We start from the raw sequence: 25048 nt of genomic DNA, 5'->3' as shown, positions 1-25048 counted from the left end.
TTCATTCAACACAGCTCCCTTGGTACGGCTCCATGAATCAGCGTCATCTACGTCTGCTCGTCAACCTCTTTGCTCTTGTGATCATGCTGCTCGGCGTACTGGAGAGCAGCCACGCTGCCGACGCCCAAGCCCCCGACCTGGTGCTGCATGGCGCACTGGATAGCCACGACAACCACACATACCGCAACCTGCCTTTCGATGTCCCGGCGGGCACCACGCGTATCACCGTGCAGTTCGACTACACGGGCCATGATGCGGAGCGCACGACGATCGATCTGGGCTTGCTCGGCCCGGACGGCTTCCGCGGTCAGGATGGTTTTCGCGGCTGGAGCGGCGGCAGCAAGCACCTGTTCACCGTCTCGGCCACCGATGCCACGCCCTCCTATCTGCCGGGTGCAATACGTGCCGGGCGCTGGACGCTCGTGCTCGGCATACCCAATATTCGCCAGACCAGTCATGCGACCTACGATGCACGCATCTGGTTCGGCCACGCGACGGATCCTGCATGGATGCCGACGGTGTTGCATCCGCCATTGCGCGACGAAGCCGGCTGGTACCGCGGTGATCTGCATATGCACACGGCGCATAGCGACGGAAGCTGCAAGAATCAGAGCGGCATAAAGGTTCCTTGTCCCTTGTTCTTCACGGTGCAGGCTGCCGCGCAGCGCGGCCTGGACTTCATCGCGATGACGGACCACAACACGGTGTCGCACGCGAACGCGATGCTCGAGTTGCAACCGTACTTCGACCGTCTGTTGCTTATTCCGGGGCGTGAGATCACCACTTTCAGCGGTCACGCCAATCTGTTCGGCACGACCGCATCGGTCGATTTTCGCGTCGGCAGCAAGGAGGTTCCGGACTGGAATGCGCTGGCCAAGTCACTTGAACCGCTGCATGGCCTGTTGTCGATCAATCATGCGATTCGCCCCAGCGGCGAAGCCTGCATGGGCTGCGGCTGGACCGCCGAGCCGCCGATCGACATGCGAAGCGTGCAGGCCATCGAGGTCGTCAACGGCGGCGACGCAGGCACGCCGTGGTCGGCCGTATCGTTCTGGGAACAACAGCTAGCGAAGGGGTATCGTCTGACCGGCATTGGCGGCAGCGATAATCACAACGCCTTCCAGGATGCCCCCGGGATCGGCAGCAATCCCACCGGCATACCGACCACGGTAGTGCATGCGCAGGCGTTGTCGATGCCGGCGATTCTCGACGGCATCCGTTCCGGGCAGGTTTTTATCGACGTGCAGGGCAGCCGTGATCGCCTGCTCGAATGGCATGCCCGGTCCGGCGACCGGCAAGCGGATATGGGTGGCAACCTCGTTGCCGGCGCCGGCACAGCCGTCGATCTCGACGCGCATGTCACACACGTCGCCGATGCACACGTCGTTGTGCTGCTGGATGGCAAGCCGCTGCCGCAAGGAGAGATGGCGATCGACAGCGCGGATCGACACCTGCCTTTCCGCTGGACCGCCGACGGCGCACCGCACTGGATGCGTGTAGAGGTGAGAGATGCCTCGGGCAAGCTGTTGCTGATCGGCAATCCGATCTATATCGACTTCAAGTCGTAGTGCATGGCTAGCCGGTATAGCGCTTACGGTATTCCGCCGGTGTGATACCGACATGCCGGCGAAATGCGCGTCGCAGCGTATCGGCATCCGCAAACCCGCACAGCGCGGCCACTTGTTTAGGCGCGGCATGCTCACCTTCCAGCAAGCGCCGCGCGTTGGCAATACGCGACGCCTCCACCCAGGCGGCCGGCGTCATGCCGACTTCGCTGCGAAACAGCCGCGCAAAATGGCGCGGGCTCAGGCGCATCCGTGCAGACAACGCCGCGATGCTGTGATCTTCCGCAGGATGGGCGGCAACCCAGCGCTGCACCTCCTGCAAGGCCGAGCGTCCCGCCGGCACGGCCTCGCCGTGGCGGCTAAACGATAGCTGCCCACCTGGCCGGCGAAAGAACATCACCAGCTGCGCGGCCACCGCGGTCGCCAGTTCGTGCCCGTGGTCTTCCTCGACCAGCGCCAAGGCCATATCCAGGCCCGCGGTGACACCGGCAGCGGTGCGCAGCTTGCCGTCGCGCACGAAAATCGCATCGACATCGACCTGGGTCGCCGGATACTCGCTTGCCAGCCGTTCGGCCACCGCCCAATGCGTGGTGACACGGCGGCGCTCCAGCAGGCCGGCCGCGGCCAGCATGAACGCACCACTGCATACCGATCCGTAACGGCGCGCGATGCGCGCATGGCGGCGCAGCCATTCCAGCGTTGCCGGTGTAAATCGCTCCTGATCGGCATGCGGCGAACCGGCCACCAGCAAGGTATCGAAACGTTGGTCGTCGCCCCGGCCGAGCACGCTATCGGGCGCCAGCCGCACGCCCGATGAGCTACGCAACTCGCCCGCTCGCGTGGCGACGACCCGCGGCTCATAAAGTGCGAGGCCGGCCTGCACATTGGCCTCGGCAAAGACATCCAGCGGGCCGGCCACGTCGAGCAACTGCACGCCTGGCGAGGCCAGCATGGCGATCACACGCGGCTTAGGGGTCATCACGGCTCCTGCGGCCGTCCCGGCACGCAAATGGCAGAATTTGTCGCATCACGTCGATTGAGGACACGATAGCAGGGTTCTAGCCTGTCGTTACACCCCAACCGGAGCCAGGCCATGAGCCTTTCCATCGACGGCATTCGTATCCCCGACAGCGCGCTGGCGCGCGAAGTGACCGAACTGGTGCGCGATACCGAGTCGCCACTGCTTTTCCACCATTCCAGCCGCGTGTACTACTTCGGCGCCTTGGCCGGCAAACATCGCGGCCTCTCGTTCGACCCCGAACTGCTCTATACCGGTGCCATGTTTCACGACATGGGCCTGACTGCGAAGCACAGCAGCAGCAACGAGCGCTTCGAAGTCGACGGCGCTAATGCGGCGCGCGATTTTCTGCGTCGGCACGGTATCGCGCAGACCGATATCGATACGGTGTGGACGGCGATTGCATTGCACACCACGCCGGGGATTCCGCAGCACATGCACCCGGTCGTCGCGCTGGTGACCGCGGGCGTCGAGATGGATGTGCTGGGGCTCACCTACCCCGAGTACAGCGACGCCGAGCGCGAGGCTGTCGTGCATGCGCATCCACGCAGCGAGCACTTCAAGGAAGACATCATCCAGACCTTCTACAACGGCATCCATCACAAGCCGGAAACGACCTTCGGCAACGTGAAGGCCGACGTGCTGGCCGACAAGGATCCCCACTTCGTGCGCGGCAATTTCTGCAGCGTGATCCGCGGCTCGGCCTGGCCGGGCTGAACCCTATTTCGTATCGATCGACCAGTCGACCGCCGCCTGCGCATGCAATGCGGCGGTGTCGAACAAGGGCAGCACCGCATCTTCGGGCTGGATCAGCAGCCCGATCTCGGTGCAGCCGAGAATGACCGCCTGGGCACCTCGTGCCGCCAGGACATCGATGATGCCTCGATAGACATCGCGTGAGGCGGCACGGATATCGCCGTGGCAAAGCTCGTCGTAGATGATGCGATGCACGTCGCCGCGCTGTGCTTCATCGGGAACCAGAACGTCCAGGCCGAACTTGTTTCGCAGACGACCGATATAGAAATCCCGCTCCATCGTATAGCGCGTACCGAGCAGCGCCACTTTCTCGACGCCCGCGACCTGCAGGGCGGTGCCGGTCGGATCGGCGATGTGCAGGAAAGGAACAGCAATCGCCTTCTCGATCGCCTCATGCACACGATGCATGGTATTGGTCGCCAGCAGCACGATATGGGCTCCGCCGCGTTCGAGCTGTGACGCGGCCGTGGCGAGCTGATGGCCCAGGCCATCCCAATCGCCGGCACGCTGCGCGGCTTCGACCGGTGCAAAGTCCACCGTCACCATCAGCGAGCGCGCATTGTGGTGTCCGCCCAGACGCGACTTGGCGTGCTGATTGATCAGGCGGTAATACGTCGCCGAGGATTCCCAGCTCATACCGCCGATGATACCGATGGTTTTCATGATGGCTTCCTGATCACGCGACAGAGCGCTGACTCGATCCAGGATAATAGCGCGCGGCTGATCCCTGTCCGCAGACAGGGGTCAGCCACGCTGTGCCGGTGCTCGCGCCAACGCCCACACATCCACACGTACCACTCCGGCGCGCCTCACTGCGCGCGCGCATTCGGCCAGCGTAGCTCCCGTAGTCATGACGTCGTCGACGATGACGACATGCGCTGGCAGTACCGCTGCAGGTTTCAACGCAAACGCTTTACGCACGTTGCGTTGTCGTGCCCGTGCATCGAGTTCGGTTTGCGGCGCACTTGCGCGGTTGCGTAGTAATACGTCATGGCGCAACGGCACAGACAAGGCACGCGCCAAGGGCCTGGCCAGCTCCAGCGCCTGGTTGTAGCCGCGCTCCCGCAGACGTTGACGATGCAATGGCACCGGCAGGATCAATTCAGGCCGATCGATCGGCATGGGCGTATCGCGCCACAGCCTTGCCAGGCTGCGGCCGCAGGCGAGATCGCCGCCGAACTTGAAACGCCCCTCCAGCCGATCGAGCGGCCAGCCATAAACAAACGGGGACCAGGCTGCATCCCACGGCGGCGGTCGACGCTGGCATGCGCCGCAGAGCGCAATCGGCGATGCCAGCGGCAAGGCGCAGCGCGCGCAACAGCTCGTGTTTCGCGGCAGATCGGCGATGCAACCGTCGCAAAGGTCGATGCCGTCGGCACCGGGAGCGCCGCAAAGCTGGCAGCGCCAGGGCAGACCCAGCCGCGAGAGTTTCTTCCACCATGTTGGCGCATCCATGCGCTTGATCCCTCGGGTTCAGCCCTGCGGCTTGAACAGCGCCGCGTCGAGGATCGACCACAGATGGATGATCCAGCCCAGCCAGAAGATCCACAGGATGCCGGCCAGTACAAACATGATGAAGGCCTTCAACAGGCGTCCCTGAACCAGTTGCCCCAGGCCGGGAATGAAAAAACTGCAGATGGCCGCAAGCACGTTACCGGTGCTGCCTTGTCCTGCACTCATCGCTCGATCTCCTTGGGCTCAATAGGAGCTCATCATAACGGCTACGGCTTCGAAGGCCGCCAGGGGCACCATTAAACCCATGTATTACAAAGATTAAATGATCTTCGTCAACTACATAGTTCACTACTCAGTTGACATGAAAGCCCTCCCTGTCAGACTGTCGCGCTTCCCGCATCCCCCGGAGTAGCAAGCCCATGGTCGAAGCCGCCGTTCGCCACGACTGGACCCGCGACGAAGTCGCCGCGCTGTTCGCGCTGCCGTTCAACGAACTGCTGCATCGGGCGCATTCCGTGCACCGCGAACACCACGACCCGAACGCCGTGCAGGTGTCCACCTTGCTGTCGATCAAGACCGGCGGTTGTCCCGAAGACTGCGCTTACTGCCCGCAGGCAGCGCGCTACGACACCGGTGTGCAGGCGCAGAAGCTGATGAGCGTCGAGTCCGTGGTGGCGCGCGCGCAGGCGGCGAAAGACGCCGGCGCCAGTCGCTTCTGCATGGGCGCCGCATGGCGCAGCCCGAAAGACCGCGATGTCGTCAAAGTTGCCGAAATCGTCTCCGCCGTGAAGGCTCTGGGCCTGGAAACCTGCGCCACGCTGGGCATGCTCAATGGCCCGCAGGCCGAAACACTCAAGGCCGCCGGACTGGACTACTACAACCACAACCTGGATACCGCGCCGGAGTTCTATGGCGAGATCATCCATACGCGCCAATACCAGGACCGTCTCGATACGCTTGAACACGTACGCGAAGCCGGCCTGAAGACCTGTTGCGGCGGCATCGTCGGCATGGGCGAAACGCCGAGCCAGCGCGCCGGTCTGCTGCAGACCCTGGCGAATCTGCCTGAGCATCCCGAATCGGTGCCGATCAATCAACTGGTGCAGGTCAAGGGCACGCCGCTGGAGGGTACGCAGGCGCTCGATCCGTTCGAGTTCGTACGCACGATCGCCGTCGCCCGCATCATGATGCCCGCCTCGATGGTGCGCCTGTCGGCAGGGCGTCAGGACATGGACGACGCCACGCAGGCCCTGTGTTTCTTCGCCGGCGCCAACTCGATTTTCTACGGCGAAAAGTTGCTGACCACCGGCAATCCTGACGTCGAACACGATCGCCAGCTATTTGCGCGGCTGGATCTGCATCCGATGGAAATCGTGGAGACGTCCGAGACGGTACATGCGGACATTCTTGAGCATTGCGCTGCGTAACTTGCCCACGGGAGCGATTGGGGAACCTTGTATAGCCTCAGTCTGAATGATCGTCATCCCGGCGTAGGCCGGGATCCAGCGGCTTCGGTTTTCAGTTTCTGCGATAGAGCTGACTTATATAGGCTCTCGCGACAACCGATCACAAAGTCACTGAATCCCGGCCTGCGCCGGGATGACGGGTAGGAAGGTTTTTCCAGGTTCCTCGATTTCGCTCCCGAAGCCACTTATGCGCAACGACCTGCTGACACGCCTCGCCGAGCGGACCGCCGCACGCGAGCATGAACAACTCACGCGTCGTCTGCGCACGGTCGATCGCGTGGACGGCCCGTGGGCTTGGATCGGGGACAAACGATTGCTGTCGTTCTGCAGCAACGACTACCTGGGGCTTTCGCAGCATCCGGACGTGGTTGCTGAGCTGCGTCGAGCCAACAGCGTCGGCAGCGGCTCGGCTCATCTGATCTGCGGGCATCACGCGGAACACGCGGCGCTGGAACAGGCTCTGGCCGAATGGACCGGACGCGAGCGCGCGCTGTTGTTTTCCTCCGGCTACATGGCGAACCTGGGCACCTTGCAAGCGCTGCTGCGCGACGGCGATCTGTGCGTGCAGGACAAGCTCAATCATGCCTGCCTGCTCGATGGCGCCAGCCTGAGCGGAGCCACGCTCGCGCGCTATGTGCATGCCGACGTGTCCAGCGCCGCACGGCAACTGGCGGCAGCCGGCGATGCTCCCGCATTGCTGGCAACCGATGGCGTCTTCAGCATGGATGGCGACATCGCTCCGCTGGGCGAACTGGCTGCGCTGTGTGAAGCGCAGAACGCGACACTGATGGTCGACGACGCCCACGGCTTGGGCGTGCTGGGCAAGGATGGGGCAGGCAGCGTCGACGCTGCCGGACTCGGTCAGCAGCAAGTGCCGGTATTGATGGCGACCCTGGGCAAGGCGCTCGGCTGCTATGGCGCCTTTGTCGCTGGCTCGGCGACCTTGATCGACGGCCTGCTGCAAACCGCCCGACCTTATATCTACACCACCGCCACGCCGCCCGCGCTCGCCGCGGCGACGTCGACGGCGGTGCAGGTGGCGCGACGGGAATCCTGGCGGCGGGAGCGGCTTGGGAGCCTGATCGCTCGTTTTCGGGCAGGCGCGGCGCAGCTTGGCTTGCCCTTGCTGCCTTCGATGACGGCCATTCAACCGCTGCTACTGGGTGAGGCGGCAACGGCATTGGAGGCCGCGCAAGTCCTGGAGGCGGAGGGTTTCATGGTTACCGCCATTCGGCCGCCTACGGTGCCACAAGGTAAGGCGCGTTTGCGGATTACGCTGTCGGCGGCTCATGCGGATGAACATGTGGACCGTTTGTTGGAGGCGTTGGCTCGCTTGGCTTCGCGGCCCCCTCGCCCCAGCCCTCTCCCCCGGCAAAGCCAGGGGAGAGGGAGCAAGAGCGCGCAAGATTGAAGACTTGCCTCATTCAGCCCCTCTCCCCTGGCTTTGCCGGGGGAGAGGGTTGGGGTGAGGGGGCGCTCTTGGACCTCAGCCCTTATAATTGCGCTCCTTATACGCCGTATCCCCGCATGTCGATCGTCAACCTCTCCGCCTATCGCTTCGTCAGCCTGGACGACCTCCCGGCGCTGCGCGAGCGCCTGCTCGAACGCTGCGACCTGTTGGCGCTCAAGGGCACCATCCTGCTGGCGCCGGAGGGGATCAACCTGTTCCTGGCCGGCCCGCGCGAGGCGGTGGACAGTTTCATGGATTGGCTGCGCGAGGATTCGCGCTTTGCCGGACTCATCCCGAAGGAGTCGGTTTCCGACGCGATCCCATTCGGCCGCATGCGCGTACGCCTGAAGAAGGAAATCATCACGATGCGCATGCCAGCGATTCGCCCGGAAAACGCGCGCGCGCCTTCCGTGACGCCGCAAACGCTGCGCCGCTGGCTGGACAGCGGCCGTGACGATGAAGGCCGCGACGTGGTGCTGTTGGACACGCGCAACGATTACGAAACCGATGTCGGTCTGTTCGAGCAGGCCATCGACTATCGCCTGAATAGCTTCACCGGCTTTCCTGGCGCCATCGCTGCCGACCGCGAGCGCTACGCCGGCAAGACGGTGGTGTCGTACTGCACGGGCGGTATCCGTTGCGAAAAGGCGGTGCTGCATATGCAGGACATCGGCATGGATCACGTCTACCAGCTCGAAGGCGGGATTCTGAAATATTTCGAGGAAACCGACGGCGCGCACTGGCGCGGCGACTGTTTCGTATTCGACGAGCGCGGCGCGGTCGATCCGCAACTGGCGCCCGCACCGCTCGACAAAAAAAGCGACGACGCATGAATCTGTATATCGATCGCCGAGGCAGCGGCCCGATTCCGCTGGTGCTGCTGCATGGCTGGGCGATGCATGGCGGCGTGTTCGAAACGCTGGTAACGGCGCTGCGTGAACGTTGCACGCTTTACGTGGTGGATCTACCCGGCCATGGCTATTCGCGCGACAGCGTGCTGCCGCTGGAGCCGCATGCCTGTGCTGCCGCCATCGCCGAAGCCACGCCGCCCGCGGTATGGGTCGGCTGGTCGCTTGGCGGCCTGATTGCACAGCAGGCCGCACTGGATCTGCCACAAAGCGTGCGCGCATTGGGCGTGATCGGTTCGACGCCGAAGTTTTCGCGCGGTGCCGACTGGCCGTACGGCAGCGAGCCGGCGCTGGTACGTCAACTGGCCACCGATCTGGAAACCGACTATCACGCCACCATCGAGCGCTTCCTCGCGTTGGAAGCGATGGGCAGCAAAGATCCGCGCGGCGAGTTACGCCACCTGCGCTCGCTGGTGTTCGAACGCGGCGAGCCCGACCTGCGCATCCTGCAGGAAGGCATCCGCATTCTCGATGTCATCGACTTGCGCGAAGACATCGCCACGCTATCGCAACCCAATGCCTGGATCGGCGGCCGGCTCGATCGCCTGGCTTCGCCCGTCGCCATGCAGTGGTCCGCCGAACGCGCTGGCGGGCGCTTCACGCAGATCGATCATGCCGGACATGCGCCATTTTTCGGCCACGCCGATGCCGTGGTCGCGGCACTGAACCCGCTGCTGGAGTCTTACGGTGAGTGACGATTTCCACGTCGATCGGGCCAAGGTACGCCGCAGCTTCGGCCGTGCCGCGGCGACGTACGAACAGCACGACGCCTTGCAACAGGAAGTGCAGAAGCTGTTGAACGAGCGCCTGGATTTTTATCTGGGCGAGGCCGAACGCGTTCTGGACGTCGGCGCCGGCACTGGTCGCGGCAGCGCCATGCTGAAGAAGCGTTACGCCAAGTCGCAAGTCATCGCGGTCGATCTCGCTCTGCCGATGTTGCGCGCCGCCAAACAGCATATGAGCTGGCTCAAGCCCTTTGTGCGAGTGAATGCGGAGGCTACGGCGCTCCCCTTCCCCGACCACAGCGTCGACGTGCTGCATTCCAACCTGTGCTTCCAGTGGATCGACGATCTGCAGGCACTGTTTGGCGAGTGCGTGCGCGTGCTCAAGCCGGGCGGCATGCTGGTGTTTTCCACGTTCGGTCCCGATACCCTCAAGGAATTACGAGCCGCCTGGGCGCAGGCCGATCAGCAACCGCATGTGAGCCGCTTCCTCGATATGCACGATCTGGGCGACGCGATGATCGCTGCCGGGCTACGCGATCCGGTGCTGGATGTAGACCGCTTCACGCTGACCTACAGCGAACCGCGCATGCTGCTCAAGGAGCTGCAGGGTCTTGGTGCCACCAATGCCGACACCACGCGCGAACGCAGCCTGATGGGCAAGAAGCACTACCAGCAGATGCTGGCCGCGTACGAAACCATGCGCCGCGACGGCCGCATTCCCGCTACCTGGGAAGTCGTTACCGCCCACGCCTGGGGCCCACCGCCCGGCCAATCCCGCCGCGGGCCCGGCGGCGGCGAAATCGCCAGCTTCTCGATCGACAGTCTGCGTGGATCGCGTCGGCGCTGACGCGCGTTCGTGAAAAATTTTTCATGGACGTCTAAACGTAGATACCGCCTGGGTTACAGGCCGACGGTCTGGCGCAAGATTGTCATCGTCTTATCACAGTCATAAAAATTTCATTCACAGATGACAGCATCCCCGGCTTCTTGAAGCCTGCGCGTCGGAACCGGTGGCCGGTTCGACGTATCGCCAATTTTTAGGAAGGGGAATTGCGTGCTGCAGAAGACTGTTCTCGCCGTGGCCTTGGGCCTGGCGCTGTCGACGGCTGTCCGGGCAACGGACAATCATCCGAACGATACCGATACGAGCGCTACCGATACGAGTGCGCAACCCACTACCGATCAAGCCAAGAATCTCGACGCCATCTCGGTCGTCGGTAGCGGCGAATCGCGTCAGGTACAGCGTATCCAGACCAAGAACCAGGACACGCTGCCACCCGGTACCAGCCTGCAGAAGGTGCTCAACATCCTGCCCGGCGTGAACGCGCAGTCGATCGATGCACTCGGCGCCAACGAACAGTCGATGACGCTGAGCCTGCGCGGTTTCAACTCCACGCGCCTGGGTTACACGCTCGACGGCATGCCGCTGGGCGACAGTGCCTACAACAACTACAACGGTCTGAGCATCAACCGCGCGTTGATCTCGGAGAACATGGGTGGCGCCGAAATCGCCGAAGGTATCGGCAACCTGGGTACGCCCTCGACAAGCGACCTGGGCGGCACCATCGCCTATACGTCGAGCGATCCGTCCAAGCAGATGGGCGGACGGATCAACCAGACCTTTGGCAGCGACATGAACCGCCGCACCTTCGCCCGCTTTGACACGGGCGAGTACCACGGCTTCTCGATGTACCTGTCCGGTTCGCGCACGACGTCCGACCTGTGGGACAACCAGAGCGCCTACAATAAGTCGACCACCAAGCAGTTCAACGGCAAGGCCGTTTATCAGTTCGACGGCGGTCGCATCACGGCATTCGCCGATACGTCGCGCACGTCGCAGGCCGACGATTTCTATCTTTCCAAGGACGAACTGGCTCGCGGCCTGGGCTGGAACTGGGGCGGCTACGCGCCAAACTTCCAGAAGGCGCTGAGCCGTGCCTACTGCAACAGCGGCAGCTTCAACGCCAAGCTGTGCGACAAGAGCGGCCCGGACCAGGATGCCGACGGCGCCTTCACCGGTGGCCAGATCCTGCGCAACGACGACCTGTATTACCTCGCCGGCGATTTCTTTCCGTCCGATACGGTGACCCTGCATGCGCAGGTGTATCACCATGAAGATGCCGGCTCGGGCAACAACTGGAACAGTGGCAGCTTCTCCAACCCGGGTACGCCCGAGCAGTTGCCGCTGATCATTCGCGAGACGCTCTATACGATCAACCGCACCGGTGCGATCTTCAACGCCGGCTGGGATATCGGCATCAACCATATCGAAGGCGGCGTCTGGTACGAGCACAATGTTTCCAGCGCCTCGCGCTACAACTACACCGATGTGACCGGTCCGCGCGATATCAGCGGATTCCAGAACGGCCAGCCGGACGTGGGCACCTTCGATCAGCGCACCGTGTGGCAGACACGCCAGGCCTACCTGCAAGACACCATCAAGTTGATGGACGACAAACTGTCGATCGACTTCGGCGTGAAGAGCCCGCACGTGACCTCCGATGCGACCGCGCTGCCGGGCATCGCGGTGAAACCGATCGCCGCCAACTCCACCGCCCAGTTCGCTACCGGTAATCTGTCCGCCAGCCGCGCGTTCCTGCCGGGCCTGGGCGCGCACTACAAGATCAGCGACGGTCAGGAAGTCTTCGCCAGCTACGCCGAGAACATCGCCATGTTCCAGGGCGGCTTCAAGCTCGGTCCGCAGGCCGTCAGCCAGGCGACCTGGAACGCCCAGCAGACCTTGCAGCCGGAAGAATCGCGCACGCTCGAAGGCGGCTACCGCATCGTGCAGAGCGACTTCCAGGCCTCGGCGGCGATCTACAAGGTTCGCTTCGACAACCGCCTGCTGCAGTACAACCCGTGCGATTCGCGCCAGCCGGTCGGCCCGGGCTGCGGCAACAAGTTCTACAACGTGGGCGGCGTGGACAGCCACGGCGTCGAGCTGACCTTCCTGTGGACGCCCTCGAGCCACTTCAGCTGGTACAACTCGGCCTCGTACAACCGCTCGACCTACGCCAGCGACTATGTGCAGGCTGGCGTGCTGGAGCCGACCAAGGGCAAGATCCAGGTCGATACGCCGACCAAGCTGTTTGCCAGCGAGGCCACGTATACCTACGGCCCCTGGTTCGCCACGTTGCGCGGCAAGTACACCGGCAAGCGTTACTACACGTACACCAATGATCAGGGCTTCGGCGGTTTCACCACGTTCGATCTGGCCGCCGGTTACGACTTCGGTGCGATGGCTTTTGCCAAGGACGTACGCATTCTGCTGAACATCACCAACCTGACCAACAAGCGCTACGCGGCCAACTTCGACAACAGCGTATTCGCACCGACCGATCCGAAGGGCACGATCTACGTGTTCCACGCATCGGCACCCATCCAGACCTTCGGCACGCTGGATATCCGTTTCTAGTGCTTGGGGCTTTCGAGGCGCCTTGATGGCGCCTCTTTTTTTTCGTCATGCCGGCGAAGGCTATCGTGGCGAAGATACCGCGTCGTTCATGGGATCGCTTCGCATGAAACACATGACTCGCCGTCTGTTGGCCGCGCTATGGGCGTGCTCGACCGTCTCGCTCGGCGCAACGGATATTCTTACGCCGCATGTCGTCGACGGTGACGCACCGCAATCGATAACCCTGGAGGGCCGCAGCTCGGTCAATCATGGTCTGGTGGGGACGGGGCGCCTTTCCGCGGGCACGGTGGATTTTCTTGGCGACACCCTGGGTTCGTTTTCATCCCTGGCGATCGCACCGGGAAGCTGGAAGCGAACCGGCAACCGCTATACAGCCGTCCTGTGGACGCTTCCCGATCGTGGCCGTAACGATCCGGGCGAGGGTCTGTTCTACGACTATGCCGCGCGCCTGCATCGCTTTCGTATCGAGTTCACGCCTTACACCGGAAAAGAGCTGCCGGCCGATACGCGGTCTCAGCAACAGGTCCGCATCAAGCCCGATGGCGGCCTGGTGCTCACGGATTTCCTCGGCCACCGTTTTACCGGAGCCGATCCGGCCGATGGCACGATCACGGAGAACGGTGTCCTGCTGCCGGCACCGCGCAGCGGCACCGGCGCGGGCAAGGTGTCCATCGATGCGGAATCGCTGCAGTTCACGCGCGACGGCCATTTCTATGTCGGCGACGAATACGCTGCGCACGTGTACTACTTCGATGCAAAGGGCCGTCTGCAGGGCGTGATCGTTCCACCGTCAGCTGTCGTACCGCGCACCAATGGTCATATCGATTTCGGTTCGCTCAATCCGCCGCAAACGGGACGCCGCAACAACCAGGGCGTCGAGGGTATGTCGCTTTCGCCCGATGGAACGCGTTTGTTTGTTGCGCTGCAAAGCGCACTGATTCAGGACAGCGCGCATGGCGACGCAGCCGGGCGCATCAACACACGCGTGCTTGTCTACGACGTCAGCCATGATCCGGTGCCGACCCATCCGATCGGGCACTATGTGATGCAGTTGCCAGCCTATAACGACCGCGGCGATGGCAGGGCTGCCAACAAGACAGCCGCGCAAAGCGAAATTCGTGCACTGAACGAACATCAGTTCCTGATGCTATCGCGCGACGGCAACGGACTGGGCACCGATAACAACAAGCCGATCGTCTACAAGAGCGTCTTGCTTGTAGACACGCTCGACGCCACCAATCTCGTCGGCAGTACTTACGAAACCAGCGTCACGTCGGTACTGCGCTCATCCGACAGCGTCGAACTCAAAGCAGGCATCAAACCGGCGTCCTTGCACGAGCTGGTCAATCTGCTGAATCGATCACAGTTGTCTCGGTTCGGCCTCAATGTCGACACGCAGCCGAAAAACCAGCCGCTCACGCTGTCGGAGAAATGGGAAGCGATGGATCTGGTGCCCGTGCTCGATCCATCCGCACCGCAGGACTACTTCCTGTTCGTCGGCAACGACAACGATTTCATCGCACGTCGTTGCGTGATGGAAGGCCAGCACTGCGACTCGTCGTTCGACAACGACAACATGCTTCTCGTTTACCGGCTCACTTTGCCCAGCATGCAACAACGCGCACGTCCTTGATTCGACCGGTGTGGGCAACCGGTTGTTACCCACCACATAAGGCACACTCGCACATGAAAAAGTCGCTCGCTTGCTCCTTGATGGCTGCCGGCATGCTGGTCAGCGTTGCCGGTCACGCCAACGCACCTGTCTCGGTCGACAGCAAGGAATACAAGGTTCTGCTCGATCCGAGCCTGTTCGCCAGTAATCCGTCCAGCGCCGCCAGCTCGCTGCTGTCCGCGCTGAAGACGCGCCTGACCCAGCTCAACTTCGACAAGACCATCAGCGGCAGCTTCTCGGCCGGTAACCACGACCAGATCAGCTACTACGACACCGCGAGCACCTGCGTCGTGCGCAACAACGGCTACTCGGTGCGCTACCGCACGGGCGACGACAAGGACGTCGAGTTCAAGTTCGGCCATCCGGACGAAGAGCTGTCGTACTACACCGATGTCACCGGCACCGGCAAGAACAAGAGCAGCAAGCTCGAAACCGACGTCAGCCCCGACAAGCTGGTGTACTCGCACTCGACCGAGCAAGACCCGGCCAGCAGCGGTGCACCGGCCAGCGTCAGCGCGCTGATCTCGCAGTTCTCCGGCGCCAGCGTGCTGTCGTCGTACAGCTCCCAGGCGCTGGTGCCGGTCAACGGCCTGGTGATGACGCAGCAGGAATACGACGGCCCGAGTTCGGACATCGGCAACTCCGACGCCGATTTCACCTTGACCATCTGGTACGTCGGCAACAGCACCACACCGTCGCTGGTCGAGCTTTCCTACCGCGTCGACGCCGATAGCGACACCTATTTCACCACGCCGGTACTACAGCGCTCACAGGTGTTGATGCAGGCCATCAGCAGCCTGGGCAGCTGGAACCTGGCCAACTCGACGACCAAGACGGCATGGATTTATGCCTATCGTTCGTCGAGCTATCCGAATGGGTTCTGCGCGGGCGGCTGATTGATTTCGCTCAGCTCTCCCGGCTGATGCCGGGAGAGTACCGCTTGCTTGGGCTTCAATATTCCCAACGTTGGTGCGAGTTACCCAAGCAGGTATATATCTGTACGCGAGACCCGTTTGCGCTTCCTCCCGCGGGATCGTCCAGGCACTTGTCGCTCTGCTTGCTGCGAAGCTCACCGCGCACGCGCCAGGACTGCTGCGGGCTGCCGTTGCATGTCGCTACGCTGACCTGTGTGCCGTCGCCCGTCGCAGTACCTGTCAATTGCAGACAGAGGCCGGTCGTACCGCTGACGATCATTCCGTTCGATTGCAGATACCACTTCTGGTTATAGGCCCCAGTACAGTCATATATCTGCACGGGAGTGTTATCTGCCGTGCCGTAATTCAAGATATCCAGGCAGCGACCCGCACTATTGGTGATCTGGTTTGTTACCGGATCGACGCGCCAATGTTGGTTGAAAGCGCCGGTGGCGTCCCAAACCTGCAACCGCGTTCCGTTCCCGGTGCCATAGTTCAAGGCGTCCAGCACCCGACCGCTGGTCGTAACCAACTCCGCGTTGTTGAAGTACCAGGACTGGTTCGGGGCCTGGGTCGGGCTCCATATCTGCAGTTGTGTGCCATCCGTTGTTTGCAGGTTATCCACGTCCAGAACGGGAGTCACCGAAGGATTGTTCAAGGTACCGGCCGTGTCCTGGACATACCAATATTGCTGATTGAGGCCATTGCAGTCCCACATCTGCAAGGGTGAGCCATTGCTCGTACCACCGTTGACAACATCCAGGCAGCGCCCGCTACCGACGAGCGTGATCGGTCCGTGTATTGCCGTATCCGAGGATGCCACCACCGTCGCTCTGAAGTTTGCCGCGATCGGCATGGTCTGGCGAAGCGTTCTTGCTACGTCGGCCGTTGCAGCGTCACCGCAGCGCACGCCATTGCAGTTTGCAATCAGGGGGGTGGAGTAAATCTCGAACTGCTGCTGCCCCGTCAATCCATAGGCCATGATGTCGTAGAAATTTGCAGCATCGTTCCGATAGCCATAGGAGTAGGAAAAGAGCCCTCCTGTCGGCGCAATCTGCTGGTTGTGCGCGGCGCCCAGGTTATGTCCCATCTCATGCGCGAGTGTTACGTTGGTGCAATAGCTGTAGTAGCCATTGAGCTCGTCATACTGGCCATCGCTGAATTCTGCAAATGCGTAGTTCGGGTTGTGGTCGCTTTGCATGATATAGCCGACACCGCAACTTCCCTGGGTCGAACCATACACACGCATGAGGCTGACCAGATCCGCACCATACTGATCTCGCGCAGCATGCACGGCAGCGAGCGGCGAAGTTGCTGCAGACGATTGCAGGTCAGTCAAGGCGGCTGAGTTATCACCCGTGTCCGGATAATTCACCTCCATCGTGCCTACCAACCGGTATTGCGCGCTTACTTGCGAGTTGGAGAGCGCGTGATTGGCAACCGAGATGAGATACACAATATAGGTAACGGTCGATGATGTGCCCCCGCGATATGCGCGATAGCCGCTGGTGTAGGCAACCAGCACATCGACCGTCGGTATGGATGCGCTGGCGCTGGCGGCAGCGCTAGCCGCCATCAACGATGGTTGACCACTCGCCTGGCCGACATCGGCAGCCTTCTGAGGAATGGCCACACCATCGTGTTCGCTTGCCCCGTTGTGCAGTACCGACAGTGGCGTAGATGCAATATAGGTTTGGCCGGCAACAGTGGTGATCTTCAGCTGATTGCCATTCACGCTCGGCAAGGAGCCGAAGGTTGCCTCCGGGCCGAAAGTGATCGTTGCATCTTGGCCCGTACCGCTGCTCTCCTCTCGTCCCATCCATGTCCAATTGCCGTCGCCTTGCTCCGTGTGCCTGTCAAACGCCAGCGACAGATGGGTGCCATCGGGAGCCGTTACTTCGAGATGGCCATTCAGGGCAGAAGCGAATACGTCATGCATATTCAGCTTGATGGGGAACAAGGTCGAGGGACCGTCATGCCGTGGCTTGGCTGCCGTGTAGCTGAAAAGTTCAGGCTGCCCTGCAGATGGCGGGCTCAAGGTGCTGCCGGATGAGGCAGGAACAAGGACCTGCTGGCCAGCAGGAGACTGAGGCGCCGGGGCGGGCATAGGTGGCAAAGATGGAGTACCCGGCCCTGATGGCGGCGTGCCTGCCGAAGAAGCCGCATCGCCACGCAAGGCGCTTTCGCCCAGACCAAGTGCAACCAAAAGCGACGCCCCCGCCAACAGGCGGAGGAAAATTTTGTATTTCACTGCAAGCCCCTGTTACCCGGAAGGCGAAAATGTCGCCCAAAATAGTTATGCCTTGCTCATAAGCTATCGCCACTGTGATCTGGCATCAAGCTCAAACCGGGCAGAATGCTTGCGTAATTTCTTGCGTCAAACCTTGCACGACGCGCCTGACAATTACCGCTATCTGCGATAACAGAAACACTTTACCTGGTGATCGTTGACCATCCCGGTCGCCTGCATGAATGCGTAGCAAATCGTAGTTCCGACGAATCGGAAACCACGCTTCTTCAATGCCTTGCTCATCGCATCCGATACCGGCGTGCTGGCCGGCACATCGCCCATACCGCTCCAGCGGTTGCGGATCGTCTTGCCGCCCACGAAAGCCCAGAGATACGCATCCAGGCTGCCGAACTCGTCGATAGCCTCCAGCGCGGCTTTCGCGTTATCCCGTACGGAATAAATCTTCAGGCGATTGCGTACCAGACCGGGATCGAGCAACAGCTTCTCCAGCTCGCGGTCCTTCATCGCCGCGACCTTGGCGATCTCGAAGTTATGGAACGCGCGGCGGTAGTTCTCGCGCTTGACCAACACCGTGCGCCAGGAGAGGCCGGCCTGCGCGCCTTCCAGGCAAAGAAATTCGAACAGCAGGCGGTCGTCATGCAGCGGCACGCCCCACTCGGTATCGTGGTAGTCGCGCATGATGTCGAGTTCGCCGCTGGCCCAGGCACAGCGAGTAATGGGCGCCATATCGTCCTCCTGAAGAAGGCGGCAGCATAGCGCCAGAGACGGCCGGCGTGATGGAGGGGCGAATAGCGAGGGCGCCGAGGCTTAGTTCGCGACTTGCGCCAGTACCGGTAGACAGGGATCCCCGTACCTTTGTTGCGCGCACACCGCCGTGCGCCCTCGCTATTCGCCCCTCCGATAGAGACCGGGCTAGATGGAAATCGCCGCGCGACGACGCTGGCGCAGATGATTGACCGCCAGCACGATCACCAGCAGCGCGACCACCACGCCGAAGATCGTCATGCCCAGATTGCCACCCTGCAGTCCACGGGCGAAGTTTTCCGGCACCTGCCCGCCGTTGTCTTCCATGTGCACAGCCGCCATGCCGGTGTAGTGCATGCCGCAGACGGCCACACCCATCACCAGCGCGCTACCGATCATCTGCGCCGGGCCACGCATGTGGAACGCCAACCACAAGGCTGCAATGGACGCGATCACGGCGATGGCGATGGAGGCGGCCACCAGATCCATGTCATAGGACATGTCCCCGGCCATCATCATCGCGGCCATGCCCAGGTAATGCATGCCGGCCACACCCAGCCCCATGCACACGCCACCAAGCACCAGCTTGGCACCACTGAAAACGCCGGTACCCGCGACCCACAAACCTGCCGAGCAGGCTGCGAAGGCGATCACTGCCGATAGCGCGGTGCGCGGCAGATCGTAGGTGACCTGCATGCCCATATCGCAAGCAAGCATGGCGATAAAGTGCATGGCCCAGATAGCGCCGATGCCCATCGCCGCACCGGCGGCAAGAACGGCTGCGGTGCGTTGTTTGCCGGTTTGCGCGACCGGAATCATCACCGCCAGCTGCAGCGCGGTGAACGAACCGAGTACCGAGACGACGTAGGACAGCGCGACAAGCAACCAGTTGTAGTTCTGATGATCATGCATGGTGACTCTCCTTGATTTGAATATGCCGATCCGAACGTTTCAGTGGGAAATCTCCAGCACGCAATCGGCGGCCCCATGGCTGCGACAATGCAGGTTGCGCACGAATACCGTGCCCGCTGTCATCGCGTCGCCGAGCAGACCTTCCAGATAACCGCTGAAGAACTTGCAGCCCGACCGCCCGCGCGGCGAGCAGATCGCGCTGTTGCGAATATGCAGTTGATCGCCGTGCTGCTCGACCGTAGCCAGCCCGCGTAGCGCCGGCAGCGCAATACGCTTGACGGCATCGCCCAGCGGCAACTTGGCACCCAGTGCGTAGTCGCGCTTGTAGACCCAGGCGCCGGTACGTCGACCCGCGAGCAGCAGGGACGGCTCGCGCGCATCGTCGGAAACCGCGTTTTCCAGCGTGACCAGCCACGGGAAAATCCGCGGATAGTCGTGCGCCATCTGCGGCAGCACGTTCTCCACCTGACGCACATCGGGCAAGGCAGCAGGAGCTGCCGCGACTGGCGGCGCAGCTGCCGGCGCAACGTGCGATGCGGGGATGGCCGACATGGGTGCAGCCTGGGCGATGGCGGCACCCGTGCCTTCTCCGGCCAGCGACGCCTCGAAGCTCAGCACGCGACTATGCGTGGCCAATGCCTCTTCGAGCACCAGCTGGCGTTCCGCCGGGCCACGCACGATCAATGTCAGCCACGCGCCGCGGCTGTCTTGTGCAAGGCGTTGTCGGATGAGGCTGAAGCCGTTCGATACAACCAGACGACCCAGTTCGACCAGCAGACCCTCCCGACGATCGGACAGGATCTGCATCTCCAGCTCGATCATTAGGCCCCCCTGTAGTCGATGCTGGTGCAGTAAGTTGTAGTGCGAAACGATGATTGATTCGTCGTCGGAAAAGTGTGATTGACCTCAAAGAAGCACACGCCACGCATGCATGTATGCATGCGTGCGCGTCTGAAGACGTGAATGCTTTGTGTACGCGATGGGTCGAATGCCCAGCGCAAGTTTTGATTGCTACCAGGGCAGGTCGCCCAGATCGACATTGCCGCCCGTCAACACCAGGCCGATACGTCGTCCGGCAAAACGTTCGCGCTGCTTGAGCACCGACGCAAGCACGGTGGCGCTGGATACTTCGACGATCAGCTTGAGCTCGGCCCACAGAAGCTTCATCGCGGCCACCGTTTCGGCGTCGCTGACGGTTACCACCTCGACGCCATGCGAACGCAGAGCCTCGAAGTTGGGCGCGCCCACCAGCGTGCGCAATCCATCGCACAAGGTGTGTGGCACGAACGGCTCAACGCGTCGGCCCTGCGCCAGCGAACGGGCGGTATCGTCGGCGCCTTCCGGTTCGGCCGCATAGAGGGACAGCCCGGGACGAAGGCCATGCGCTGCAATCGCGCAACCGGAAGCCAGGCCACCACCACCCACCGGCGTGATCAACGCATCGAGACCGCCGACCTGTTGCATCAGCTCCAGCACCAGCGTTCCCTGTCCGGCCATGACACGCGCATCGGCATACGGATGCACCAGTTCGGCACCGGTCTCTTCTTGAATGTGCGCCGCAGTCGCCTCACGCGCTGCCTGGGTCGCTTCGCATCGATGCAGGATCGCGCCCGCACGAACGATCGCCTCCAGCTTGGCGCGCACCGCGCCTTCGGGAACGACAACATGCGCGGGAATGCCGCGCGTCGCCGCTGCCATGGCCAGGGCATTGCCGTGATTGCCGGAAGAATGGGTCACTACGCCGCGCGCGGCCTTCGCTTCGTCGAGCGACCACACGGCGTTGCATGCGCCGCGAAACTTGAAGGCACCGCCGCGCTGCAGGTTTTCGCATTTGAAATGCAGCTCGGCCCCGGCCAGCTTGTCCAGGGCCGCACTGCGCAGGACCGGGGTCACAGTGGCATGCGGCGCAATGCGTGCGGCGGCATCGCGAATCTGCGCGAAGGTGGGCAGATGCTGGCTCATGCGTGCTGGTTCTCGATCTCGATGCCGCAATGGAAGAGGCGCTCTGCACCGGGTTCCAGGCGGATGGCCGCGGCGCAGTCCTCGCGATTGAATGCGTCGGACATGCTCTCCATCGGCTCAAGCGCGATCGCGCGACGTGCATCGCGCGGCACGGTGTCGGCGGTGAAGGCGAGTACGATGCCGCGGGTCTGCCACATCGCCACCGTCAACCCGGTGTTCGGATCGCGTACGCGGGTGCGCGCGCGACCATCGGCATCGGCGTGCAGGCCGGCGTAACCGTGATTGAGCTCGGTCGTACCGATACGGCGCCACTGGCGAAAGTCCATTGCCGGCTCGTCTTCCAGTGCGGCATACGCTTCGTCGCCCGGCAGCGGGATGAAGTTCGCATCAGTGCGTATCAGCAGACTGGCCGGCACCTGCAGTTCCCAGGCGTCGACTGCGCCATCGGCGACACGAAAGTACGGATGCCAGCCGAAGAAGCATGGCGCGGCCTGTTCGCCGACGTTGCGCATGCTGGCCACCACGTCGAGCCCACCCGCACGGAGGGTGTAGTGCACGCTGACATCGATGGCGAACGGATAGCCGGCATGCACGCCAGGGCGAATGCTGCGATTGACGAAAACGGCGTGTGCGCCGGCGGCATCGGCGTCCAGGCGCTCGAGCGTAAATTCCTGATCGCGCAAGAAGCCGTGGCGCGACTCCCGCTTGCCGCCCTCGGCGCCGGGCGCAAGATCGTAGGTCTGCCCGTCGAAGCGGTAGAGGGCGTCCTTGATGCGGTTGGCGAACGGCGCCATCACGGCATAGCGCGAACCCGGACGTTGCTCCACTTCGGCCAGGTCGCGATAGCCGTCGGCCAGCTGGAACGTGCTGCCCTCATGCGCGATCTCGATGCCGATAACCGCCGCGCCGCGGCTGACGATGCGTACCTGCCGTTGCCGCTCCGGGTCGCCCAGGATGGCGATTTCATGGGATCCCAAACGATCTCGCGCGATGCTGAAAGCAGTCATAGCCTTGTTCCTGGCACCAAAGCACCGCATGTTAGCCTGACCTACTCGTTCCCGTTTCGAATCCCCCATGAATGCACGCCCCGATAGCCCCACGTCGCCGATCCTGCTCAGCCAGTACCAAGCGCCCGCATGGCGGGTGGAACGCGTCGAACTGGAGTTCGATCTGGCCATCGACCGCACCGAGGTGCTTTCGCGCCTGACGCTCAGTCGCGGCGATGCCATCTCTCCGCTGCGCCTGGATGGCGAAGGCCTGGAGCTGCTTTCGATCGCACTCGACGGCAAGGCCCTGGACCCCTCGGCCTATCGCCAAGCGGACCAGATGCTCGAGGTCGATGGCGCCCAGGACGGCAGCGTGCTCGAAACGCGCGTGCGTCTGGACCCGGCGAACAATACCGCGCTGGAAGGCCTGTACCTCTCCGGCACGCGTGACACCGGTTTTTTGCTGACCCAATGCGAGGCCGAAGGGTTTCGCCACATCACGTATTTCCCGGATCGGCCTGACGTACTGGCCAGCTATACGGTCACGCTGCGCGCCGACCGCGCGCGCTTTCCGGTGCTGCTTGCCGGCGGCAATCCCGATGGTGCCGGGGAGCTGGAAGGCGGTCGTCATTGGGCGCGCTTTGTCGACCCGCATCCCAAGCCCAGTTATCTGTTCGCCCTGGTCGCCGGGCGCCTCGAAAAGATCGAGCGCGACTACACGACCGCCGACGGCCGCGCGGTCACGCTGGTGATATGGGCCGAAGCGGACGCCATCGAACGCTGCCATTACGCCATGGATGCGCTGGAACGCTCGATGCGCTGGGACGAGCAGGCCTATGGCCGCAACTACGATCTGGATGTCTTCCATGTCGTGGCGACGCACGACTTCAACATGGGTGCGATGGAGAACAAGGGCCTCAATATTTTCAACGCGAAGTATCTGTTGGCCGATCCCGACTCGACGACCGACGACGAATACCGCGCCGTCGAAGCCGTGGTCGCGCACGAATATTTCCACAACTGGAGCGGTAACCGCGTCACCTGTCGCGACTGGTTCCAGTTGAGTCTCAAGGAGGGCCTGACCGTGTTCCGCGAGCAGCAGTTCTCGGCGGACATGAACTCGGCGGCGCTCAAACGCATCGAGGATGTCGCCCTCCTGCGTCGCGCGCAATTTCCCGAAGACGCCGGTCCGCTGGCGCATCCGGTGCGTCCCGCGCAGTATCAGGAGATCAACAACTTCTATACCGCGACGGTCTACGAGAAGGGCTCCGAACTGGTGCGCATGCTTGCCGGCAAACTCGGCAAGGACGGCTTCCGCCGCGGCATGGACCTGTATTTCGCGCGCAACGATGGCCGCGCCGCGACGCTGGAAGACTTCCTCGGCGCGCTGGGCGAAGCCAACCATATCGATCTCACGCCCTACCTGGCCTGGTACGGCCAGGCCGGTACGCCACGCATCAAGGCCCAGGGTCGTTACGACGCAAACGCACGCAGCTACACCCTGGTCTTGAAACAGCACACCGCACCGACGCCGGGACAGGCGCAGAAGTCGGCCTTGCCGATTCCGGTGAAGCTGGCCCTGTTCGGTCAGGACGGTGCCATGCTTGCGCTGCACCTGGGCGATAGCGAAGACGGCGCTACCGAGCGCGTCGTCGTGCTGGATCGGGCCGAGCAATCGTTCGTTTTCCAACATGTCGACGCGGCACCGGTGCCATCGCTGCTGCGTGGCTTCTCCGCCCCGGCGATCCTGGAATGCGATTACTCGCCGGCCGAGCTGGCCTTGTTGCTGCGCCACGACGTCGACGGTTTCAACCGCTGGGAGGCCGGGCAGCAACTGGCCGCACGCGCGTACGACGCGCTTCGCGACAACGGTGACGACGTCGCGGTACAGGCATGGTGCGACGCGCTGGCCGATCTGTTCGAGCGTGGCGGCCTCGATGACGCCCTGCTCGCCGACCTGCTGACGCCGCCGGGCGAAATCGAGCTGGCCGAGCGCGAGCACGATATCGATCCCTCGCGTATTCATGCGACCCGCCAGGCACTGCAGCGCCGACTTGCCGAACGCCTCGGCACCGCTGAACTGCAACGGCGCTACGACACGCTGGCCGCGCAGACCAACCGCAACCTCGACGCCGCCAGTCAGGCGCAGCGCCGCCTCAAGAAACGCGTGCTCGATCTGTGGTCGTTGATCGATAGCAACCATGCGCTGATCGCTGCCGCCGCGCAGTGCGCACACGCGCCCACGATGACTGACCGCCTCGCCGCACTGTCGGTGCTCGTGCGCAGCCAGGCGCCGCAGGCTGCCGACGCGCTGGCTCGTTTCCGCCAGCATCATGCCGGCGATCCGCTCGCGATGGACAAGTGGTTTGCCGTACAGGCGCAACTGCCTGGCGATGCCGTGCTCGAGCGGGTCCAGTCGCTGGCCAACGACCTCGCCTTTACGTTGAAGAACCCCAACCGCGTCAACGCGCTGCTCGGTAGCTGGGCACGCGGCAATCCCAGTGGCTTTCATCGTGCCGATGGTGCCGGCTATCGCTATCTGGCCGAACGCCTTCGCGAACTCGACGCGCTCAATCCGCAGGTCGCTGCCCGTCTGGCCACGGTGCTCAATGGCTGGCGGCGACTGGAGCCGGTGCGGCGCGATGCGGCGCGCGCGGCCATTGCTGGTTTGGCTGAAGAGGGTTCGCTGTCGCGCAATCTTGGTGAGATCGTGCGCAGCATGCTGGGTGATTGAATCGTGGCCCCCTAGTCGTCATCCCGGCGCAGGCCGGGATGACGATAGGGAAAACTGAGGCTATTTGGAGTCCGTACCTGGTCGCAAAAAAATCGCCCGAGTGCAGCGCGTCCGA

General features: G+C 62.8%; 21 protein-coding genes. 11 read left to right on the top strand and 10 right to left on the bottom strand.

Going from position 1 to position 25048, the window contains the following annotated elements; all coding sequences use genetic code 11:
* Positions 1 to 32: 32 nt before the first annotated feature.
* Positions 33 to 1568: a CehA/McbA family metallohydrolase gene (locus ACZ6WW_RS12775; RefSeq protein ID WP_465274536.1), complete on the top strand. Its 1536-nt coding sequence runs from the start codon at positions 33 to 35 to the stop codon at positions 1566 to 1568.
* 7 nt (positions 1569 to 1575) lie between these two features.
* Here the strand turns inward: ACZ6WW_RS12775 and ACZ6WW_RS12770 are convergent, their stop codons facing one another.
* On the bottom strand, positions 1576 to 2544 hold the full coding sequence (locus tag ACZ6WW_RS12770) for a GlxA family transcriptional regulator (protein ID WP_465274535.1): 969 nt from the start codon (positions 2542 to 2544) through the stop codon (positions 1576 to 1578).
* A gap of 114 nt (positions 2545 to 2658) precedes the next feature.
* Between ACZ6WW_RS12770 and ACZ6WW_RS12765 the strand changes: the two genes are divergently transcribed.
* Complete coding sequence (locus ACZ6WW_RS12765) at positions 2659 to 3300, top strand: HD domain-containing protein (protein WP_465274534.1); 642 nt, start codon at positions 2659 to 2661, stop codon at positions 3298 to 3300.
* Positions 3301 to 3303: 3 nt separating this feature from the next.
* Here the strand turns inward: ACZ6WW_RS12765 and ACZ6WW_RS12760 are convergent, their stop codons facing one another.
* From ACZ6WW_RS12760 to ACZ6WW_RS12750, 3 genes are all read right to left on the bottom strand, one after another.
* A complete protein-coding gene (locus ACZ6WW_RS12760; RefSeq protein WP_465274533.1) occupies positions 3304 to 4002 on the bottom strand; it encodes an aspartate/glutamate racemase family protein in 699 nt (232 codons plus the stop codon).
* A gap of 81 nt (positions 4003 to 4083) precedes the next feature.
* A complete protein-coding gene (locus ACZ6WW_RS12755) occupies positions 4084 to 4794 on the bottom strand; it encodes a double zinc ribbon domain-containing protein (protein ID WP_465274532.1) in 711 nt (236 codons plus the stop codon).
* 18 nt (positions 4795 to 4812) lie between these two features.
* A complete protein-coding gene (locus tag ACZ6WW_RS12750; protein ID WP_281851403.1) occupies positions 4813 to 5019 on the bottom strand; it encodes a hypothetical protein in 207 nt (68 codons plus the stop codon).
* Positions 5020 to 5213: 194 nt separating this feature from the next.
* Here ACZ6WW_RS12750 and bioB point away from each other — a divergent pair, with 194 nt between their 5' ends.
* The 8 genes from bioB to ACZ6WW_RS12710 all read left to right on the top strand — a co-directional run bounded on the left by bioB (position 5214) and on the right by ACZ6WW_RS12710 (position 15326).
* The gene (bioB, locus tag ACZ6WW_RS12745; protein WP_465274531.1) at positions 5214 to 6221 is read left to right on the top strand and encodes a biotin synthase BioB; all 1008 of its coding nucleotides are present in this window, start codon (positions 5214 to 5216) and stop codon (positions 6219 to 6221) included.
* A gap of 226 nt (positions 6222 to 6447) precedes the next feature.
* Complete coding sequence (gene bioF / locus ACZ6WW_RS12740) at positions 6448 to 7671, top strand: 8-amino-7-oxononanoate synthase (RefSeq protein WP_465274530.1); 1224 nt, start codon at positions 6448 to 6450, stop codon at positions 7669 to 7671.
* Positions 7672 to 7787: 116 nt separating this feature from the next.
* Positions 7788 to 8543 carry a sulfurtransferase gene (locus ACZ6WW_RS12735; protein WP_465274529.1) on the top strand — a complete coding sequence of 252 codons (756 nt, stop codon included), beginning with the start codon at positions 7788 to 7790 and terminating at the stop codon, positions 8541 to 8543.
* On the top strand, positions 8540 to 9313 hold the full coding sequence (gene bioH / locus ACZ6WW_RS12730; RefSeq protein WP_465274528.1) for a pimeloyl-ACP methyl ester esterase BioH: 774 nt from the start codon (positions 8540 to 8542) through the stop codon (positions 9311 to 9313). The genes ACZ6WW_RS12735 and bioH overlap by 4 nt, the downstream gene beginning before the upstream one ends.
* Entirely contained in the window at positions 9306 to 10190 is an 885-nt protein-coding gene (bioC, locus tag ACZ6WW_RS12725) for a malonyl-ACP O-methyltransferase BioC (RefSeq protein ID WP_465274527.1), read from the top strand. The genes bioH and bioC overlap by 8 nt, the downstream gene beginning before the upstream one ends.
* A 210-nt stretch (positions 10191 to 10400) precedes the next feature.
* Positions 10401 to 12758, top strand: a complete 2358-nt coding sequence (locus tag ACZ6WW_RS12720) for a TonB-dependent receptor (protein WP_465274841.1) — start codon at positions 10401 to 10403, stop codon at positions 12756 to 12758.
* Between the two features lie 103 nt (positions 12759 to 12861).
* Positions 12862 to 14391, top strand: coding sequence for an esterase-like activity of phytase family protein (locus ACZ6WW_RS12715; protein ID WP_465274526.1), 1530 nt, complete (start codon positions 12862 to 12864; stop codon positions 14389 to 14391).
* Between the two features lie 53 nt (positions 14392 to 14444).
* Positions 14445 to 15326, top strand: coding sequence for a hypothetical protein (locus tag ACZ6WW_RS12710; protein WP_465274525.1), 882 nt, complete (start codon positions 14445 to 14447; stop codon positions 15324 to 15326).
* Between the two features lie 55 nt (positions 15327 to 15381).
* On the opposite strand, the gene ACZ6WW_RS12705 is transcribed toward ACZ6WW_RS12710, so the two are convergent.
* The 6 genes from ACZ6WW_RS12705 to ACZ6WW_RS12680 form a co-directional block, all read right to left on the bottom strand.
* The gene (locus tag ACZ6WW_RS12705) at positions 15382 to 17595 is read right to left on the bottom strand and encodes a ricin-type beta-trefoil lectin domain protein (protein ID WP_465274524.1); all 2214 of its coding nucleotides are present in this window, start codon (positions 17593 to 17595) and stop codon (positions 15382 to 15384) included.
* Positions 17596 to 17754: 159 nt separating this feature from the next.
* A complete protein-coding gene (locus ACZ6WW_RS12700) occupies positions 17755 to 18321 on the bottom strand; it encodes a DNA-3-methyladenine glycosylase I (protein WP_465274523.1) in 567 nt (188 codons plus the stop codon).
* A gap of 186 nt (positions 18322 to 18507) precedes the next feature.
* A complete protein-coding gene (locus ACZ6WW_RS12695) occupies positions 18508 to 19251 on the bottom strand; it encodes an MHYT domain-containing protein (RefSeq protein WP_465274522.1) in 744 nt (247 codons plus the stop codon).
* Positions 19252 to 19290: 39 nt separating this feature from the next.
* Positions 19291 to 20073, bottom strand: coding sequence for a hypothetical protein (locus tag ACZ6WW_RS12690; protein ID WP_465274521.1), 783 nt, complete (start codon positions 20071 to 20073; stop codon positions 19291 to 19293).
* A 189-nt stretch (positions 20074 to 20262) separates the two neighbouring features.
* On the bottom strand, positions 20263 to 21213 hold the full coding sequence (locus ACZ6WW_RS12685; protein WP_465274520.1) for a pyridoxal-phosphate dependent enzyme: 951 nt from the start codon (positions 21211 to 21213) through the stop codon (positions 20263 to 20265).
* Complete coding sequence (locus ACZ6WW_RS12680) at positions 21210 to 22220, bottom strand: aldose epimerase family protein (RefSeq protein WP_465274519.1); 1011 nt, start codon at positions 22218 to 22220, stop codon at positions 21210 to 21212. Before ACZ6WW_RS12680 ends, ACZ6WW_RS12685 begins: the two co-directional genes overlap by 4 nt.
* Positions 22221 to 22287: 67 nt before the next feature.
* On the opposite strand from ACZ6WW_RS12680, the gene pepN reads away from it, so the two are divergent.
* Complete coding sequence (pepN, locus tag ACZ6WW_RS12675) at positions 22288 to 24933, top strand: aminopeptidase N (protein WP_465274518.1); 2646 nt, start codon at positions 22288 to 22290, stop codon at positions 24931 to 24933.
* The last annotated feature ends 115 nt before the right edge of the window (positions 24934 to 25048 follow it).

It is taken from the genome of Dyella sp. NPDC103356 (assembly GCF_055584465.1).
Note: the sequence above shows the minus strand (reverse complement) of the source record. Positions and strands in the feature narration are given on the sequence as shown.

Excerpts from the sequence above, each read along its gene's own strand:
- ACZ6WW_RS12775 (WP_465274536.1), top strand. The coding sequence starts at position 33 with ATGAATCAGCGTCATCTACGTCTGCTCGTCAACCTCTTTGCTCTTGTG.
- ACZ6WW_RS12770 (WP_465274535.1), bottom strand. The coding sequence starts at position 2,544 with ATGACCCCTAAGCCGCGTGTGATCGCCATGCTGGCCTCGCCAGGCGTG.
- ACZ6WW_RS12765 (WP_465274534.1), top strand. The coding sequence starts at position 2,659 with ATGAGCCTTTCCATCGACGGCATTCGTATCCCCGACAGCGCGCTGGCG.
- ACZ6WW_RS12760 (WP_465274533.1), bottom strand. The coding sequence starts at position 4,002 with ATGAAAACCATCGGTATCATCGGCGGTATGAGCTGGGAATCCTCGGCG.
- ACZ6WW_RS12755 (WP_465274532.1), bottom strand. The coding sequence starts at position 4,794 with ATGGATGCGCCAACATGGTGGAAGAAACTCTCGCGGCTGGGTCTGCCC.
- ACZ6WW_RS12750 (WP_281851403.1), bottom strand. The coding sequence starts at position 5,019 with ATGAGTGCAGGACAAGGCAGCACCGGTAACGTGCTTGCGGCCATCTGC.
- bioB (WP_465274531.1), top strand. The coding sequence starts at position 5,214 with ATGGTCGAAGCCGCCGTTCGCCACGACTGGACCCGCGACGAAGTCGCC.
- bioF (WP_465274530.1), top strand. The coding sequence starts at position 6,448 with ATGCGCAACGACCTGCTGACACGCCTCGCCGAGCGGACCGCCGCACGC.
- ACZ6WW_RS12735 (WP_465274529.1), top strand. The coding sequence starts at position 7,788 with ATGTCGATCGTCAACCTCTCCGCCTATCGCTTCGTCAGCCTGGACGAC.
- bioH (WP_465274528.1), top strand. The coding sequence starts at position 8,540 with ATGAATCTGTATATCGATCGCCGAGGCAGCGGCCCGATTCCGCTGGTG.
- ACZ6WW_RS12715 (WP_465274526.1), top strand. The coding sequence starts at position 12,862 with ATGAAACACATGACTCGCCGTCTGTTGGCCGCGCTATGGGCGTGCTCG.
- ACZ6WW_RS12710 (WP_465274525.1), top strand. The coding sequence starts at position 14,445 with ATGAAAAAGTCGCTCGCTTGCTCCTTGATGGCTGCCGGCATGCTGGTC.
- ACZ6WW_RS12700 (WP_465274523.1), bottom strand. The coding sequence starts at position 18,321 with ATGGCGCCCATTACTCGCTGTGCCTGGGCCAGCGGCGAACTCGACATC.
- ACZ6WW_RS12695 (WP_465274522.1), bottom strand. The coding sequence starts at position 19,251 with ATGCATGATCATCAGAACTACAACTGGTTGCTTGTCGCGCTGTCCTAC.
- ACZ6WW_RS12690 (WP_465274521.1), bottom strand. The coding sequence starts at position 20,073 with ATGATCGAGCTGGAGATGCAGATCCTGTCCGATCGTCGGGAGGGTCTG.
- ACZ6WW_RS12685 (WP_465274520.1), bottom strand. The coding sequence starts at position 21,213 with ATGAGCCAGCATCTGCCCACCTTCGCGCAGATTCGCGATGCCGCCGCA.
- ACZ6WW_RS12680 (WP_465274519.1), bottom strand. The coding sequence starts at position 22,220 with ATGACTGCTTTCAGCATCGCGCGAGATCGTTTGGGATCCCATGAAATC.
- pepN (WP_465274518.1), top strand. The coding sequence starts at position 22,288 with ATGAATGCACGCCCCGATAGCCCCACGTCGCCGATCCTGCTCAGCCAG.